Origin of the sequence: Paraburkholderia sediminicola, from assembly GCF_046027355.1 — a bacterium.
Taxonomy (GTDB): Bacteria; Pseudomonadota; Gammaproteobacteria; order Burkholderiales; family Burkholderiaceae; genus Paraburkholderia; species Paraburkholderia sediminicola_B.
The window spans coordinates 667306-682952 of sequence record NZ_JAQQEK010000001.1 but is presented as its reverse complement, the minus strand read 5'-3'; the positions used below and the strand labels follow the sequence as shown (position 1 = coordinate 682952).

General features: G+C 62.5%; 14 protein-coding genes. 7 read left to right on the top strand and 7 right to left on the bottom strand.

Annotation, left to right across the window (positions count from 1 at the left end; genetic code table 11):
* Nucleotides 1–153: 153 nt before the first annotated feature.
* The gene (locus PQR42_RS03165) at nucleotides 154–837 is read left to right on the top strand and encodes a TonB family protein (RefSeq protein ID WP_408208839.1); all 684 of its coding nucleotides are present in this window, start codon (nucleotides 154–156) and stop codon (nucleotides 835–837) included.
* Nucleotides 838–1184: 347 nt separating this feature from the next.
* On the opposite strand, the gene PQR42_RS03160 is transcribed toward PQR42_RS03165, so the two are convergent.
* Nucleotides 1185–2183 (bottom strand): fucose-binding lectin II, encoded by a 999-nt coding sequence (locus PQR42_RS03160; protein WP_408387615.1) that lies wholly within the window; start codon nucleotides 2181–2183, stop codon nucleotides 1185–1187.
* A gap of 174 nt (nucleotides 2184–2357) precedes the next feature.
* The gene (locus tag PQR42_RS03155) at nucleotides 2358–3134 is read right to left on the bottom strand and encodes a fucose-binding lectin II (protein WP_408387614.1); all 777 of its coding nucleotides are present in this window, start codon (nucleotides 3132–3134) and stop codon (nucleotides 2358–2360) included.
* 612 nt (nucleotides 3135–3746) lie between these two features.
* Between PQR42_RS03155 and PQR42_RS03150 the strand changes: the two genes are divergently transcribed.
* The 6 genes from PQR42_RS03150 (at nucleotide 3747) to PQR42_RS03125 (ending at nucleotide 7624) form a co-directional block, all read left to right on the top strand.
* A complete protein-coding gene (locus PQR42_RS03150; RefSeq protein WP_408387613.1) occupies nucleotides 3747–4199 on the top strand; it encodes a class I SAM-dependent methyltransferase in 453 nt (150 codons plus the stop codon).
* A 269-nt stretch (nucleotides 4200–4468) separates the two neighbouring features.
* Complete coding sequence (locus PQR42_RS03145; RefSeq protein WP_408387612.1) at nucleotides 4469–4939, top strand: ribonuclease; 471 nt, start codon at nucleotides 4469–4471, stop codon at nucleotides 4937–4939.
* Nucleotides 4940–5300: 361 nt separating this feature from the next.
* A complete protein-coding gene (locus PQR42_RS03140) occupies nucleotides 5301–6047 on the top strand; it encodes a GntR family transcriptional regulator (RefSeq protein WP_408387611.1) in 747 nt (248 codons plus the stop codon).
* Nucleotides 6044–6934, top strand: a complete 891-nt coding sequence (locus PQR42_RS03135; protein ID WP_408387610.1) for a sulfite exporter TauE/SafE family protein — start codon at nucleotides 6044–6046, stop codon at nucleotides 6932–6934. The genes PQR42_RS03140 and PQR42_RS03135 overlap by 4 nt, the downstream gene beginning before the upstream one ends.
* Nucleotides 6931–7254 (top strand): DUF1634 domain-containing protein, encoded by a 324-nt coding sequence (locus PQR42_RS03130; RefSeq protein WP_408387609.1) that lies wholly within the window; start codon nucleotides 6931–6933, stop codon nucleotides 7252–7254. The genes PQR42_RS03135 and PQR42_RS03130 overlap by 4 nt, the downstream gene beginning before the upstream one ends.
* 103 nt (nucleotides 7255–7357) lie before the next feature.
* Nucleotides 7358–7624, top strand: coding sequence for a hypothetical protein (locus PQR42_RS03125; protein WP_408208815.1), 267 nt, complete (start codon nucleotides 7358–7360; stop codon nucleotides 7622–7624).
* A 42-nt stretch (nucleotides 7625–7666) separates the two neighbouring features.
* Here PQR42_RS03125 and PQR42_RS03120 read toward each other — a convergent pair whose 3' ends face one another.
* The 5 genes from PQR42_RS03120 to PQR42_RS03100 are packed head-to-tail and all read right to left on the bottom strand — an operon-like array spanning nucleotide 7667 to nucleotide 15552.
* Complete coding sequence (locus tag PQR42_RS03120; protein ID WP_408387608.1) at nucleotides 7667–9022, bottom strand: ATP-binding protein; 1356 nt, start codon at nucleotides 9020–9022, stop codon at nucleotides 7667–7669.
* Nucleotides 9019–9732: a response regulator gene (locus tag PQR42_RS03115; RefSeq protein WP_408208809.1), complete on the bottom strand. Its 714-nt coding sequence runs from the start codon at nucleotides 9730–9732 to the stop codon at nucleotides 9019–9021. Before PQR42_RS03115 ends, PQR42_RS03120 begins: the two co-directional genes overlap by 4 nt.
* Before the next feature lie 21 nt (nucleotides 9733–9753).
* Nucleotides 9754–12885, bottom strand: coding sequence for an efflux RND transporter permease subunit (locus PQR42_RS03110; protein WP_408387607.1), 3132 nt, complete (start codon nucleotides 12883–12885; stop codon nucleotides 9754–9756).
* Nucleotides 12882–13976, bottom strand: a complete 1095-nt coding sequence (locus tag PQR42_RS03105; RefSeq protein WP_408387606.1) for an efflux RND transporter periplasmic adaptor subunit — start codon at nucleotides 13974–13976, stop codon at nucleotides 12882–12884. Before PQR42_RS03105 ends, PQR42_RS03110 begins: the two co-directional genes overlap by 4 nt.
* 4 nt (nucleotides 13977–13980) lie before the next feature.
* Nucleotides 13981–15552, bottom strand: a complete 1572-nt coding sequence (locus tag PQR42_RS03100; protein ID WP_408208800.1) for an efflux transporter outer membrane subunit — start codon at nucleotides 15550–15552, stop codon at nucleotides 13981–13983.
* Nucleotides 15553–15647 lie beyond the last annotated feature (95 nt).

Sequence of the window (15647 nt, the reverse complement as noted above, 5' to 3'; positions counted from 1 at the left end):
GCCACTAGCCGTCGTTCGATGTACCGGCGCCAATCGTCGACAATCTGGTGAAATCATGGTTTGAATCAAGCTTCGTGTTACCTGTGGCCGACCCCGCGTCATAGGATGGTTACGCTATTATTTCGGACCGTTCATACGACAAGAAATCAAAACATGAAACGATTTGCAGGATTACTGTTTTCTCTATATGCGGTCGTCGCACTTGCACAGGCAGACACGCAAAACGACTTGAGCGCGGTCGCCGGCCCTGAAGCCGCGTCAACATCTGCGCGGTACGTACCTGCCGACAAAATACCTTGCCAGTATGGCTTGCCGGCAGACGCTTCGTACGGGACAGGCCCGTACGGACTCGCCGCAGTCCACGTGATTTTGGACGAGAATGGAACAGTAAAAAGCACTAGGATTTCGCAAACGTCCGGCAACGCTGACTTTGACGATCTTGCGCTGCACCAGTCGCAGCTGGCTGCTTGCAAACCCTTCCCGGGTCTGTTCGGCAAGAACATTCCCGTCGAAACAACTTTCGTGTTCGGAGCCAAATCAGCCAAACAACTCTACCCGCAGAAGGTCCGGCGTCTCGTTCGCTCTCACCTCATATGGCATGGGAGTAGCGTCGACCTGCCAACGGTGATTTTGGTGAATTGCGCCCCAGACGGCAAGGTGCTGTCGGCAACGATCGTTCAGTCGAGCGGCAACGTCGAGTGGGATGCAGCCGCGCTAAATGCGGTCCAACTCTCTGATCGGATGCCGGAAGATGAAAATGGGAAAGCACCGGCGCAGTTCAAGATTACGCTCTATCAGCACGGGATAACGCCGAAACCAAACGCAAACTTGCATTGAGTCCGCCTCGACGTGCCTCAACGTTGGGGCGTCATTGATTGATCGCTTACGATACAGGGTGTTCAACGTCGGATTGAGCGACCGCGTTTGAGGAGGATGACTGTCTCCTTTGGGCCCGAACTGGGCCGTTCAAAGTCACTTTGCCGGGTCTTCTCGGCCGGCGATAGTTCAGGGGGTGGAATGACAGGCGCAAGGCCTGTCAGATATGGATTGCAGCATTCGCAGCGTTATACAGCAGCGGCCGCTTAAAAGGTACAGCGGGGAGGTGTCAGAGCCGGGGCTCGCCACGTAGCGCGAACGGACGGCTATGCCGTCCGCGCTGCCGTTCCCTGGTGCTGCGCTTTGGATCAGCCCAGTGGCCAGTTCAGTATCACAAGGCCGTCGTTGTAGTCGTCATCGGTTCCATCCTCGGACGCAACCAGCCCGAAATAGGCCTTCTGAAAAATATCGACCTGCCTTGATCCAAGCTTGGACTGCTTCCCGTTAGCTTCCACGATAACCCGGACACTCCCTTTCCCCGAGTTCAGAATCTGCGTCTGGAGGTTTCGGTCCTTCGTGCCCGAACCCGTGAATGTAGCGCTGGGCTTCGAGGCGTCATCCACAAAAACGCTGACCGTCTGCACGGCAGCTGAATTCACGAGCACCGTTACGCCAAACGCCGTGTTTGAGGGCAGATTAAATATCCCGTTCCGCTCCCCCCCATTGCCCTTGCCGTCACCACCGTTGCCACCGGCCTGTTCCGATGCCGCCTTGATGACCTTCCATGAGGTGGTATGGTAATTACCGTTGTACGTTCTGGGTAGCGTCGATGACGTGAAGACGCAATAAGCCTCGCCCTCAACACCAGCGCGGTCATATGAGTCGAGGTACCCATTGTCCGCACAGTTGAACAGGTAGATGGCATCGCCGTCGTTCAGCGGTGTACCTTCATCATTCAGCGCGGAGCCATCTTGATTCGTATGTCCGATTTTCCACTTCGATCTCGCATCGATTGAAGTGTTATTTTTTTGAACTGCGCCTACGCAATGAATTTCATTTACTGGGACAGTATTGCCATCAATAGTGGCAAGGACGACTTCCTCATTGTCTACCAGCATGCTTCGCAAAACGATTGCGTCGCCCGACTTTACTGGCTTTCCGTTTTTTGTTTGGTCAACAGGCTCTATTTTCCAGGTGACAGATTTTCCGCTTCGCTTCGATGGTTGCGCCGCGTATACAGCGCCGACTCCACCATTGGATGGCAGGGCCCCATAGACGTCCAAATAATAGCCGGGGGCCTTCGGGTCGTCAAAGGTGGCTTGGTTTGATAAATACAGCGTATCGCCATATAAGAGATTGCCAGACATTTTGCACCCACAAGGTTGTTGAAAGGAGAATGATGTTAATGTTATGGCCCGGTTGATGTTCCTTTCGGACGCCTGTAACTTGGCGTATCGATGCCAATGCCATAGCTATCAATATTGATATTTACGCCTAGGCCGCCTTTGCTATGAAGGGAGCCACGTTGTGAGCTTGGGTGACTACCCAAGAGGCCAGTTAAGAATCGCGATACAGTCGTTGTAGTCGTTATCAGTGCCATCTTCCGCGCCTAGGAGGCCGAAGTAGATTGTCTGATTCAGATCGACCTGACGCGACATCAGCTTTGACTGCTTGCCGTTTGCCGTCACCGTCAAGCGGACGTGGCCGGTAGCGTCCGACTCGAGGATTATGGTGCCCATTTGACCGTCTTGGGTCCCCGGCTTGCCAGTCAGGGTGTGGGGCTTCGGATCATCGCCGATGAAGACGTCGATTTCCTGAGCTGCGGTCGAGTTCACAAGCCCGGTCACACCAAACCTCGTATTCGGCGGGAGTTTGAAAGTACCGTCCCGGACGTTGGAGCCAGGAATGGATCCAATCAACTGGAAGTAGCAAGACGGGTCGATATCCTTCTTTGTCGGAGCGAGAGCGTCTTCAACGTCCTGAGCTGACCAAAGGGAAATATAGAGTCCGTTATCCGCCTTCAGCACCACGGACGGAGAGGCGGGGGTGTCCTGGTACGAAAATACGCAAGTCTCATCAACACTCTTTTTCCCGGCCCAAATGCAGTCGCCGCCTGAAAATGCAAAATCTTCGTGGGTCCTTGAGAGATAAAGCCCATTATCTCCAAGTAACGTGATCTTGCCGGGCGCTACCACTTGAACCGTGAACTTGCAAAATGCATCCAGGCTTTCCGTTCTGGCCAGGATCAGATTCGTGTTCTCATCTCTGCCAACAAATAATCCGTTACTTGCCTTGAAAGAAATAGTGCTCGAATCCATATCCATCTCCTGATTGATGAATACACGCGGAGGCTGAATTTTTGAGTTGAAAAGAGCCTGCCGTGCGATTGCCGTGACGCCATGAGTGAAGTTGCAGCCCTTTGATCGCGAAGATTATCGTATTTGTCTGACAAAAGAGCCTATCCAGATTGGTCGCTTGTAATTGCCAAAAAGAGGTATATGGAAGCCGGTACTGGCGGAGCGCGTCGTGACATCGTCTACACCGTACCGCGCGAAGTAGATCCCGCCCAACGCCATCGATAGGCGGGCTGAGGTACGGACGTAAATCGTCCGCCTGGGACAGCAGGGCGTCAGGATTCGAATTAGCTCGGTCGTGATCGATGACGCGCATGACCGCTTCAGTGCAAGAAGAGACAAAGCGGCACGCTGTCGTCGAATGGCAGAGATGGATCGTCTACGGAAGTTCAGTTATCGGTCGAGGCTCGTTTTGCTTGGGCCGACCGCGTACTTCCGGGTTCGGCTCGACCGCTATGGGTCTCCAGCGATACGATCGACCTGGCCGCTCTCGGGCTGCACGCGGCCAGGAACATTCATTCGACACCTCGGTCCGGATCGTCGACAAACGGCCGGTTAGATAATCCAATACTCATCATGTCGATCGACGTTCCCGGAACCGAAGGTTATGCCGAGTCTGCCGCCGCCCTGGCTAACGAATGGCGCAAAATCTCGTTCCGAGACCACCACCGACCAGTTCTGCATCTGATACCGAGGGCGCCTTCGCGCGTCCTCGACGTGGGGGCCGGCATGGGCCGCGACGCTGCCGCATTGGCAGCGATGGGACACTCGGTGGTAGCGGTTGAGCCCGTCGACGAACTGCGCGCTGCCGCGATCAACTTCTATCCGGCTTCCAACGCCGCCTGGCTCGACGACAGTCTTCCAGAACTTTGCCTCGTCCGGGCGAAAGCGGACACATTCAGTACTGTCTTGGTTACTGCAGTATGGATGCACCTCGACGAAGCCCAGCGTCGCCGAGGAATGGGCGCCATCTCTGATCTGTTAGACGCGATCCGACCTCGCCGAGGTGCTAGTCCGAAAGACGGTTAGGGGTCGACTGCCGCTCCAGACACGCCCAAGGCCAACGGATCTTTCGAGCCTTCATCACATAAGTTTCTCGAAGCAACTCGACGATAAAACGAGCCTCGCCGCAATCTGCTTGATTTGCATACTTCTCGAACGCCGAGAACCGTGGATCGGCCTGGCTGTCGCGTAAAAAAATCCTATTTCCGGCCGAACATTGATTCACTCTGCCATTAGCGATACCCTTAAATCGTTCATGGTCGTCGAATGCTGCTCAACCCGGAGACAACCGTTTCGTGAAGCGAGCGTGGGCTTTTTCCTGCATCCTCGCCTTGACCGCGATCCTCGGCGGATGCGGCAAGGACGGATCGCAAAACACGACTCAGGAACCCGGCGCGTCCGCGAGTCAGGTGCCGGGTCAGCTTGGGCCAGCCGCGAGCGACACACCCGCCGCGTCGGGCGCGCAGGCGCGGAGCGCGCCGGCCGCCGTCACCAAGGCGCAGTTGCCGGGGGAAGCAGCCGAAACACTGCGTCTGATCAAAGCGGGCGGCCCTTTCCCTTTTGCCGAGGACGGTGTCTTGTTCCGCAACAGCGCGGCGTTGCTGCCGCAGCATCCGCGCGGCTACTACCACGCATACACAGTTCGCACGCCTGGCTCGGCGGATCGCGGGCAGCGCCGCATTGTATGTGGTGGACCGCGCAAGCAGACCGGCGACTGCTACTACACCGACAACTACTACGCCAGTTTCAAACGCATTGCAGAATAACCTGAGCCAATGAAAATCGCCCCGGGCCTCCGATAACGGAGACGCCGGGGCGTTATGTTTTCAGAGACCGTGCTGCGATGGCACGATCAGTGGCAGAGGTTGCGGGGACCGTTTCTGCCGCTTCTTCTCACTCGTATTCGGTGTCCCGCCACGGACCGCGTCTTCCTCGGCGTGAGCACGTCCTTCCAGCGCGTGCCCGCTGGGAGCTTGGACGGATCGTGAGTAGTAGCCTGGCGAGCGTAATCCGCTTATCGGTCAAATCCCTTCAGCCTCGACCTCACGACGATCGCCGCTACGCACCAACGGCAACTCCCAACCCCGAACCTTGACACCAAGACATCATGACGTCATGATGTCTCACATGACCACCGACCGCAGCAACCAGCTCCCTCTCTACGCCCAAGTTGAAGCGACCCTCGCCGCGCGCATCGCCGACGGCACCTATCCGCCGGGCACCCAGCTACCCAACGAAGCCAGCCTGCTCGCCAGCTTCAACATCAGCCGCACCACCCTGCAGAAGACGGTGCAGAACCTGATCGCGCGCGGCCTGATCGAAATCCGCCGTGGCAAGGGCACTTTCGTCACCCAACCGCGCCTGACCCAGCCGCTTACCGAACTGAGCGGCTTCGTCGAGGACATGCGCGCGCACGGCCGTCATCCAACTGCCCGGCTGGTCGGCAAGCAGATCGAAAAGGCCAGCGAAGCGGTGGCCGGCAAGCTGTCGCTCGAACCCGGCACGCCGGTCGTGCACATCCGGCGCGTGCGCATCGCCGACGGCACGCCGCTCTCGTTCGACGAAACCTGGCTGCCGCAAGACATCGGCGAAAAGATCATGGAAGACGATCTGGAAGCCGAGCCGATCTTTACCCTGCTCGAGCAAAAGTACGGCATGCCGCTGATCGAGGCGGAATACCGGCTCGAAGCGATCGCCGCCGACAAGGCCATCGCGCGGGCGCTCGACATCGCGCCCGGCAGCCCGATCTTCCTGATCGAGCGCACCTCGTACGGCGACGGCAACCGTCCCGTCGACTATGAAAAGCTCTACTACCGCGGCGACCAGATCCAGTTCGTGACCCGCCTCGCGCGGCGCAAGCCGCGCGGTCAATGACGGGCGCGGCGGCGATGGATCTGCACTACACGTTATGGCTGTTCGCGGTGTCGCTCGGTGCGAGCGCGCTGGGCGGCATGCTCGGCATGGCGAGCGGCATTTTCATCGTGCCGGTCCTGACCATGTTCGGCCACGTCGATATCCACGTCGCGATCGGCGCCAGCATCGTGTCGGTGATCGCCTGTTCGTGCGGTGGCGCGGCTCCCTTCCTGCGCGGACGCCTGACCAACGTCCGGCTCGCGCTCGTGCTGGAAACGGCGACCACGCTCGGCGCGCTGTCCGGCGTGCTGCTGAGCGGGCTGATTCCCGTACCCGTGCTGTACTTCATCTTCGCCGTGATCCTGCTGTTGTCGGCGCAGCAAATGCTCGCGCGGCGCACCGATCCGGCGACCGTCGCCGCAGCCGCCGACATGCCCGGCGCCGACTCATGGGGCGCCTCGTTACGGCTGGATTCGAGCTATCCGGACCGCGCGCTCGGACACGACGTCGCGTACCGTGTGCAGCGCGTGCCGTTGGGCCTTTCGCTGATGTACGGAGCGGGTTTGATTTCGGCGCTGCTTGGCATTGGCAGCGGCGTCCTCAAGATTCCCGCGATGGATACCGCCCTGCGTCTGCCGATCAAGGTCTCGTCGGCGACCTCGAACTTCATGATCGGCGTGACGGCAGCGGCGAGCGCCGGCGCGTACTTTCTGCGCGGCGAGATCGTCACCGCAATCGCCGGTCCGGTGGCCTTGGGCTCGGTGGCCGGCGCGTTGCTCGGCGCGCGCGTGCTCATGCGCGTCTCCAACGACAGGCTGCGCGTGCTGTTCGTCGCGGTGCTCGCGGCGCTCGCCGTGCAAATGCTGCTCGAAGCCTTCAACGTGCGCCTGTTCGGAGCGTCGGCATGAGCCGCTTCGCGCGGGCCGGCGCGCGGCTCGAACACTGGCTGGCGGCGCTGCTGCATTACGGCACATGGATCGCGACGGGCACGATCGCGCTCGGCCTCGCCATCGCCCTGGCCGCCATGCGGACCCAGAGCGCCGGTCAATCGACGTCGGCCGGGATGTCCGTCGTGACCGCCGGCATCGCGCTTTTTATCCTGCTGCCGGTAATGCGGCTTATATTGATGTTAGGCGTGTTCCTGCATCAACGGGATTACCGGTTCAGCGCGATTGCCGCACTGGTGCTGGCGATCGTGGCCGCGGGATTGGTGGTCGGCGCGGCGTGAAATGCGCGGCACGCACGCGCCCTGGTATGATGCCCATCGCGCCTTCCGTGGAGTTCGGTACACCGGTGCTCCTCACGCTGCTCCTTTCGTCACGAGAACCATCATGCCCGTCCAACCCGACAAAGTCCCCGCTGCCGGCACCACGCCGCACAAGGCCCCGCGCAAGGTCATGCCCATCGCCGCGCGCAATCTTCTGATGGTGGCCGTCGGCATCGTGGTCTTCGCGGTCGTGGCGACCGTCGTGCTTTATGGTCCGATTACGTACGGCGACGAGATTCCGAACTTCGGCATCATCCTCATGCTGACCGTGCCGGTGATCGCGGGCGTGGCGTTCCGGGTCGGGCTGGATGCATGGTTCGATCGGAAGTGAACGAAGAATGCCCAGCAGCGGGACGCCTCGCAGCGTCCGCGTCTAGCGCGTCGAGGCGCTAAGGGGCAACACCACCCACACCTCCAGCCCGCCACCCTCGCGCGCATGAAACTCCAGACTGCCGCCATGCAGCCGCGCGATTCGCTCGACAATCGCCAGTCCCAAACCGGTGCCGCCGCTATGCGAACGCGCATTGCGCCCGCGCTGAAACGGCGCTTTCAGTTGCTCCAACTCCTGCGCTGAAAGACCTTTGCCGCGATCGCCGACCGCGACATACACCGCCTCGGGCGTGGCCCAGCTTCGCACCGCCAGTCCGGTTCCGCCGTACACGATCGCGTTCTGCATCAGGTTCATCAGCAGACGCATCATGCTGATCGGCCGGTACGGCACGGCCGGCAAATTCGCGAGCGACAACTCGAACTCGTGCCCCAGCCCCGCGAAGTCGCCCGCCAGCCGTTCGATCAACGCATTCAGATTGCCGGGCTCCGGCTGCTCGCGCTCACCGCTGCCCGCGTAATCCATGAACTGCTGCAAGATCGTTTCGATCTGGTCCAGATACGATTCGGCGGCGATCACGAAGCTGCTGTCGCTGCCGTTGGGCATCGCCATGGCCATCGAAAGGCGCAGCTTGGTGAGCGGCGTGCGAATGTCGTGCGAGATGCCGGCGAGCATCAGCGCGCGCGTCGCCTCGGCTTGCTGCAGCGCCTGCGTCATCTGATTGAAGGCGCCGCTCACCGCGGCGATTTCGATGGGGCCGTCGGTCGGCAATGGGGCGGGCGTTTCGCCGGCGCTCACGCGGCGCGCCGCCCGCGTCAGTTGCTGGAGCGGCTGGTTCAGGTGGCGCTGGATCACGTAACCGGTCAACGCCGCCAGCGCGCCGAGCCCGAGCGACAGCACGATCGCGGCGTCGAGTCCGTTGCCCTGCGCGTCTTCGGGAATCGGCAGCGCGATCCAGTACGGCGCTTGCGGGGCGTCGGCCGGCGCGTGCATGCGGATCCATAGGCGCTGGCCGCCCACCAGTTGCCAACGCGTCGGCATGTCGGCGGGCAGATGCGCGCGCAAGCTCTCGAGAAAGATGCCGCGCTGATAAACGCGATACGCGCCCATGAAACTCGGCGGCGGCGCGGCGACGGCTTCGTCCGGAACCTGTGCGCGCACGTCGAGGCGCGTCGTCAATTCTCGGCGCGCGTTGGGCGGCGTGGCCGCGAGCAGGTTGTCGAGTGTGGTCACATAGGTGGCGAACACGGCCGCCGCGCGCTCGACCCTCGGCCGCTGCACATAATGCAGCAACACGGCGAGCGAGCACACCTGGCTCAGCATCACGAGCGCGATCAGCAGCGCGATATTGCGCGCCAGCAGCGTTCTCGGCAGCAACCTGTGCAGCAGAGAGCGCGTCATGAGTCGACGTCCGCGACCAGCATGTAGCCCACGCCCCACACAGTCTTGATGAAGCGCGGCTTGGACGGATCGTCCTCGACGATCTGCCTGAGCCGCAGCACCTGCACGTCGATGCTGCGATCGAGCGCATCGTGCTCGCGGCCCCGCGCGCGAGCCAGCAGATTGTCGCGGCTCACCGGCCGGTTCGGCGACGACGCCAGCGCGACCAGCAGCAACATCTGCGCCGAGTGAATGTCCAGCAGCTCGCCCGCGCGCGACAGCTGTTGCTTGCCGACATCGAGCGAGAAATCGCCGAAGCGCACGCTTTGCGAGGTCACGGTGACCTCGCCCGAGGCCATCTTCTGGCGGCGCAGCAGCGCGTTGATGCGCGCCACCAACTCGCGCGGAAGGAACGGTTTGGCGAGATAGTCGTCGGCGCCGGTTTCGAGACCGACCACCCGGTCGAGCGGATCGCCCTTCGCGGTCAGCATCAAGATCGGCAAGGTCTGGCCCTGCTCGCGCAAGCGGGCGCAGATGGCGAGGCCGTCCTCTTCGCCGATCATCAGATCGAGCACCAGTAGATCGAAGGGCTCGCGCTCCAGGTAGCGGTCGAGGCGCTTGCCGTCCTCGGCGACTCGCACGTCGAAGCCGTGGCTGCGCAGAAAGCGCTGCAGCATGTTGCGCAATTCGACTTCGTCGTCGAGCACGATGATTTTGGCGGGGCGATCCATGCGAAGGCTCCTCGATTCAGGCTAGGCGTCGGGCGGCGTTTTCCGTGCCGCGTGCCGCTCGCCCAGACGCTGCAACAGCACGTAGAACGACGGAATGAACAACACGGCGATGCAGGTGGAAGCGAGCATCCCCGAAAATACCGCAATCCCGAGCGAGCGGCGCGCACTCGCACTCGCGCCGGTGGCGATCACGAGCGGCACCACGCCGAGAATGAACGCGAACGAGGTCATCATGATCGGCCGGAACCGCAGGCGCGCGGCTTCAATCGCGGCCTCGGCGATGCCGACGCCCTGCACGCGCAGATGCCGCGCGAATTCGACGATCAGAATCGCATTCTTCGCCGACAGCGCGATCAGCAGCACGAGACCGATCTGCGTGTACAGATTGTTGGCGGCGCCGAGCGCGGCAAGCGTGCCCGCGGTGCCGAGCAAGGCCAGCGGCACCGCCAGCACCACGGCGACCGGCAGCAGCCAGCTCTCGTATTGCGCGGCCAGCACGCAGAACACCAGCAACACGCCCACGGCGAACACCCAGTACGCGGAATTGCCGACCAGCTTCTCCTGATACGACATCGCGGTCCACTCGTAGCCGATGCCCGCCGGCAGAATGCGCGCGGCTTCCTGTTCGAACGCCTTGATCGCGTCGCCCGTGCTGTAGCCCGCCGCCGGATTGCCGTTGATGGCGGCGGCCGGCGCGAGGTTGTACAGCGTCGCCACCGCCGGGCCGACGCTCGTATGCGCGTCGATGAACGTGCCCAACTCGACCATATGGCCGCTATTGCTGCGAATCTGCAGGCGGCGAATGTCGTCGGTCTCGCGGCGAAATGCACCGTCGGCCTGCACGAACACCGGGAACGTATGGTTGAAGGTCGTGAACTGGTTCACGTAGCTCGACCCGACGTAGTCTTGCAGCAGATCGAACACATTGCCGACCGGCACTTGCAAAGACTCCGCCTTGGCGCGATCGAGCGTGAGTTCGACGGTCGGCACCGAAGCGCGGAACGGGCTGAACACGCGCTGCAGTTCGGGCCGCTTTGAGACGCCTGCGATCAGCGCATCGGTGGCGTCCTGCAGACGCTGATAGTTCTGCGAGCCGTCGTTCAGCATGACCTGCATTTGCACACCGCCGCTGTTGCCGAGGCCTTGGATTGGCGGCGGCACGATCACCACGGAGCGGATGTCGGGCAGCTTCGCCAGTTCGCTATTCATGCGCAGATATAACGAGCGCAGGTCTTCGCCGTTGCCGCGTTTGCTCCAGTCGTCGAGCGTCACGTAGATCAGCGCGGAATTCGGCAGCGACGCGTTGTTGTCCAAAGGCGAGATGCCGCCAATCGACACCACGTGACTCACACCCGGAATCGCGCCGATCCGCTTCTCGATCTGCGTGCTCGCCTCGCGCGTGCGTCCGAGCGAAGCGGCGTCGGCGAGTTGCGCGGCGATCAGCACATAGCCCTGATCTTCGAGCGGAATGAAGCTGGTGGGAATGCGCGTCAGCAGAAAAGCAGAGCCCGCGCCGAGCACCAGCGCGAGTGTGAGCGCAAGCCCGCAGCGCGCGACGAACCACGAAACCACCCGCACGTAGCTCTTTTCGACGCGGGCGTAACCCTTGTCGAACACGCGATACACGATATTCGGCTTGCCGGGCCGCGCGTGCCGCAACCAGCGCACGCTTTGCACCGGCTTGAGCGTAACCGCGTTGATCGCGCTGATCACCGTCGTTGCGACAACCACCAAGGCAAATTGACGATACATCTGCCCGGTCACGCCGCCGAGAAACGCCGACGGCAGAAACACGGAAATCAGCACCAGCGTGATGCCGACGATCGGCCCGAGCAATTCATGCATCGCGTCGATAGCGGCCTGCTTCGGCGTCTTGCCCTGTTCAATATGCTGCGTGATGCCTTCGACCACCACGATCGCGTCGTCCACCACGATGCCGATGGCCAGCACGATCGCGAACAAGGTCAGCAGGTTAATCGAGAAGCCGAGCATATAGATCGCACCGAACGTGCCGATGATGGTCACCGGAATCGTCGTGGCCGGCACCAGCATCGCGCGCCAGTTCTGCAAAAAAAGCAGGATCACCGCGAGCACGAGCAAGGCCGCTTCGAACAGCGTCTTGTAGACGTCGATCACCGATTGCCGCACGAAGGTGGTCGTGTCGAACGGCAACTGGTAACTGACGCCCTTCGGCATGTCTTTCGCAAGACGCGCCATGGTCGCCTTCACCGCATTGCCGACCTCCAGCGCATTCGCTTCGGGTAACTGATAAATAGCGATGCCCGCGGCCGGCTTGCCGTCGAGATTGAAGAACTGACCATAACTGGACGAGCCGAGTTCGGTGTGTCCCACATCGCGAATCCGCACGAAATGGCCGCCGTTGTCCGGATCGGCCTTGACAATGATGTCGTCGAATTCGTGCGGGTCGGAAAGTGCGCCGTGCATCGTCACCGTGAGCTGGAACGCCTGGCCACCCGAGTTCGGCTCGGAACCGAGCTGGCCCGCGCTCACGTCCTTGCTCTGGCTCTGGATCGCGTTCATTACGTCGGCGGCAGTCAGATTGCGCTCGCTCAACTTCTGCGGATCGAGCCACACGCGCATGCTGTATTGCCCGGTGCCGAATACGGTCACGTCGCCCACGCCCGGCAAACGCGCGAGCGTGTCGCGCAGATAGATCACCGCGTAGTTGCTCAGAAACAGCGAATCGTATTTCGGATCCGGCGATTGCAGCGTGTAGAGCTGCAGGATCGCGGTCGAACGCTTGCGCACGGTCACGCCCTGCTGCTGCACCGCTTGCGGCAGTTGCGCGGTCGCCGCCGACACGCGGTTTTGCACCAGCACCTGCGCCTTGTCGACATCCGTGCCGACGGCGAAGGTGACCGTGAGCGTGTAGGTGCCGTCGTTGGTGCTGGTCGACTGCATGTATAGCGCGTTTTCCACGCCGTTGACCTGCGTCTCGATCGGCAGCGCCACGCGGTCGATCAGCGGCGCGGCGCTGGCGCCGGGAAAGCGCGCCACCACTTGCACTGTCGGCGGCGTGATGGGCGGATATTGCGCGATCGGCAGGTTGATCAGCGCCACGGCGCCGAGCAGCATCACGATCAGCGCGATCACATTGGCGAGGACCGGCCGCTCGACGAAGAAGCGGATCATGACTCGCCCTGCGCCGCAGCGGCCGCCACCTGCACCCTGGTGCCCGGCGCTACCGCCAGCGCGCCGCCCGTCACGACCTGATCGTTGGCGTTCAGGCCCGACGTAATGGCACGCAGCGAGCCGTACAGTCCGCCGGTCATCACCGCGCGTTTCTCGATCACACTCGCGCTGTTCACGACCAGCACGAAGGCGCCGGCCTGCTCGCGCAGCAATGCGGTATCGGGCACCAGCAACACGTTTTGCGGTGCGCCGGCGGGAATATGCACTTCGACCGACATGCCCGGAATCAGATGCGCGTCTGGATTGGCGATGTCCGCGCGCAGCCTGATCGCGCCGCTGTTGGAGTCGACCCGCGTATCGACGAATTCCAACGCGGCGTCCTCGCTCTTGCCAGCCGGCGCGCCGAGCACGTTCACCCGCACCGTGCGGGGCGGCTTCGTGAATAGGCCGATGCGGTTCGCGTCACGTTCGTTCAGTGTGAAATTCACGTACACCGGCTGGATGCGATCCAGCGTGGCGAGCTTGGTCGAATCGGACGCGCCCACCAGATTGCCGACGTCGAATGAACGCGCACCGATGCGCCCCGCAAACGGCGCGCGAATCTCCGTGTAGCCGAGATTGATGCGCGACATATCGCGTTTGGCGAGCGCCTGGTCGCGCGTGGTCTGCGCTTTCTGCAACGTCGACTCGGAGGTCGCGTTATCGGACGTGAGCTGCTTCTGGCGCGTCAATTCCTGTTCGGCGTTGACGAGTTCGGCCTGGTCGTAAGTGAGCTGCGCGCGGTACGTGTCCGGCTCGATGCGGAACAGCAACTGCCCCTGCTTGACGTTGGCGCCGTCGCTGAAACCGATTTCCTTCAGCACGCCCTGCACGCGCGCCACCAGCGTGACGGTGGCCGAAGGCGCGACCGTGCCACTCAGATCGAGCTGCTCGCGCACCTCGCGCGGCTGCGGCCGCATCACGCTGACTTGCGGCAAGGGCGCATTCTGGGCGGCCGGCGCGTTGCCGTCGCGGCAGGCGGCCAGCGCGATGCCAAGCACGATGCAAATCCCCACCCCGACACGTCTGATTATCAGGCTCTTATCTGCCATGTTCTTATTTCCCATTCTCCGGCTCGCCTCCGCTCGCGCGCGCCAACGCGGAATTCGCGGGCGGGTTCAACAAGCGGCCCCAATCCGTGCGCCGCGCCATCTGTTCGGCAATCTGTTCGCTCACCACCTGCTGCCCTTGCGCGACCTCCCAGCCTCCGCCGAGCGCGCGATACAGCGCCACCGCGGCGATCGCCGCAAGCCCCTGGTTCTGCGCGAGCGAATCGCCGTCGCGCAACACGGAACGCGAGGCGTCGAGCACCGTGTCGTACGTGACCGAGCCCGAGCGATACTGCGCGTTAGCGAGCCGCAGCGCGCGCTGCGACGCATCCGACGCGCGCGCCGACGCGGCCAGCGCGTCGAGCGTGGTGCGCAGTCCGGCAATCGCGTCTTCTACTTCTTTCTGCGCTTGCAGCACCGTGTTCTGATAGTCGAGCACGGCCTCCTGAAAGGTCGCGTCCTGAATCCGCACGGCGTTTTTCAGTTGACCGCGATCGAGGATCGGCAGCGTAATGCCGGCGGAAAAGAGGCCGATGGTCTTGCTGCCCCATTGCGACAGTCCAATGCCGTGCTGTTCGCCCGACGACAGCCCGAACAAGCCCGTCAACGACAAGGACGGATACAGCTTCGCCTTGGCCGCGCCGATCAGCGCCGATTGCGCCGCCGCATTGAGCGCGGCCTGGCGCACGTCGGGCCGGCGCCGCAGCAGATCAGCGGGGATGCCGACATCGATCTGCGTCGGCGGCACGGGGATCGCGCTGCTGCCTTTGAGTTGCGCGTCGACGGCGTCGGGCGGATCGGCGAGCAGCACGGCAAGCGTGTCGCGGTCCTGCGCGCGCGCCTTGATGAGCGGCGGAATCTGCGCCTCGGTTTCCGCCACCAGCGTGGCGGCCTGTTCGACATCGAGCTGGCTCGACGCACCGCGCTTGTAGCGCGCCTGGGTCAGCGTGAGACTCTGCTGGACCGACTTCAGATTCTGTTGCGCGACGACGATGCGTTGTTCGAGCGCACGCAGATCGATATAGGCATTGGCGACGTCGCCGAACAGCGACACCAGCGCGTTGTCATACGCGGCTTCCGACACGCGCAATTGCGCGCGGTCCGATTCGATCTGCCGGCGATATTTGCCCCAGAAGTCGATCTCCCAGCCGGCATTCACGCGCAAGTGCTCGGCCCACAGATGGGTCGGCGGAATCGGGCCGACGCCGCTCGTATTGATATGGTCGGCGCCCACGGACACGCTGCCCGACTGCGGCAGCAGATTCTCCGCGCTGGTCGCGAGTTGCGCGCGCGCCTTGAAGATGTGCAGGCCGGCCACTTGCAGCGACAGGTTGCGCTCATACGCGCGCTGCTCCAGCGCGGTGAGCACGGGATCGTTGAACGCGGTCCACCAGGCCGCTTGCGCGGCCGGCGCGGCGTGCGCCTCGCCGGGCAAACTTTCGAGCCACTGGTTTTCGAGCGTCGCTTGCGGCTGTTTGAAATCCGGGCCGACGCTCACGCAACCGCTGAGCGCCGCACTGATCGATACGATGATCGACGCGCCGGCGATGCGCAGATAGCGGGACGTGGCAGGTTTCATCGCGCGTTTTTATTGGTTTCGGAGGACGGCCGAGGGCTCGGCAGGACGGCTCGCACGCTGGCGCCACACCGCGCCGCGCCACGGCTTCATGGTCC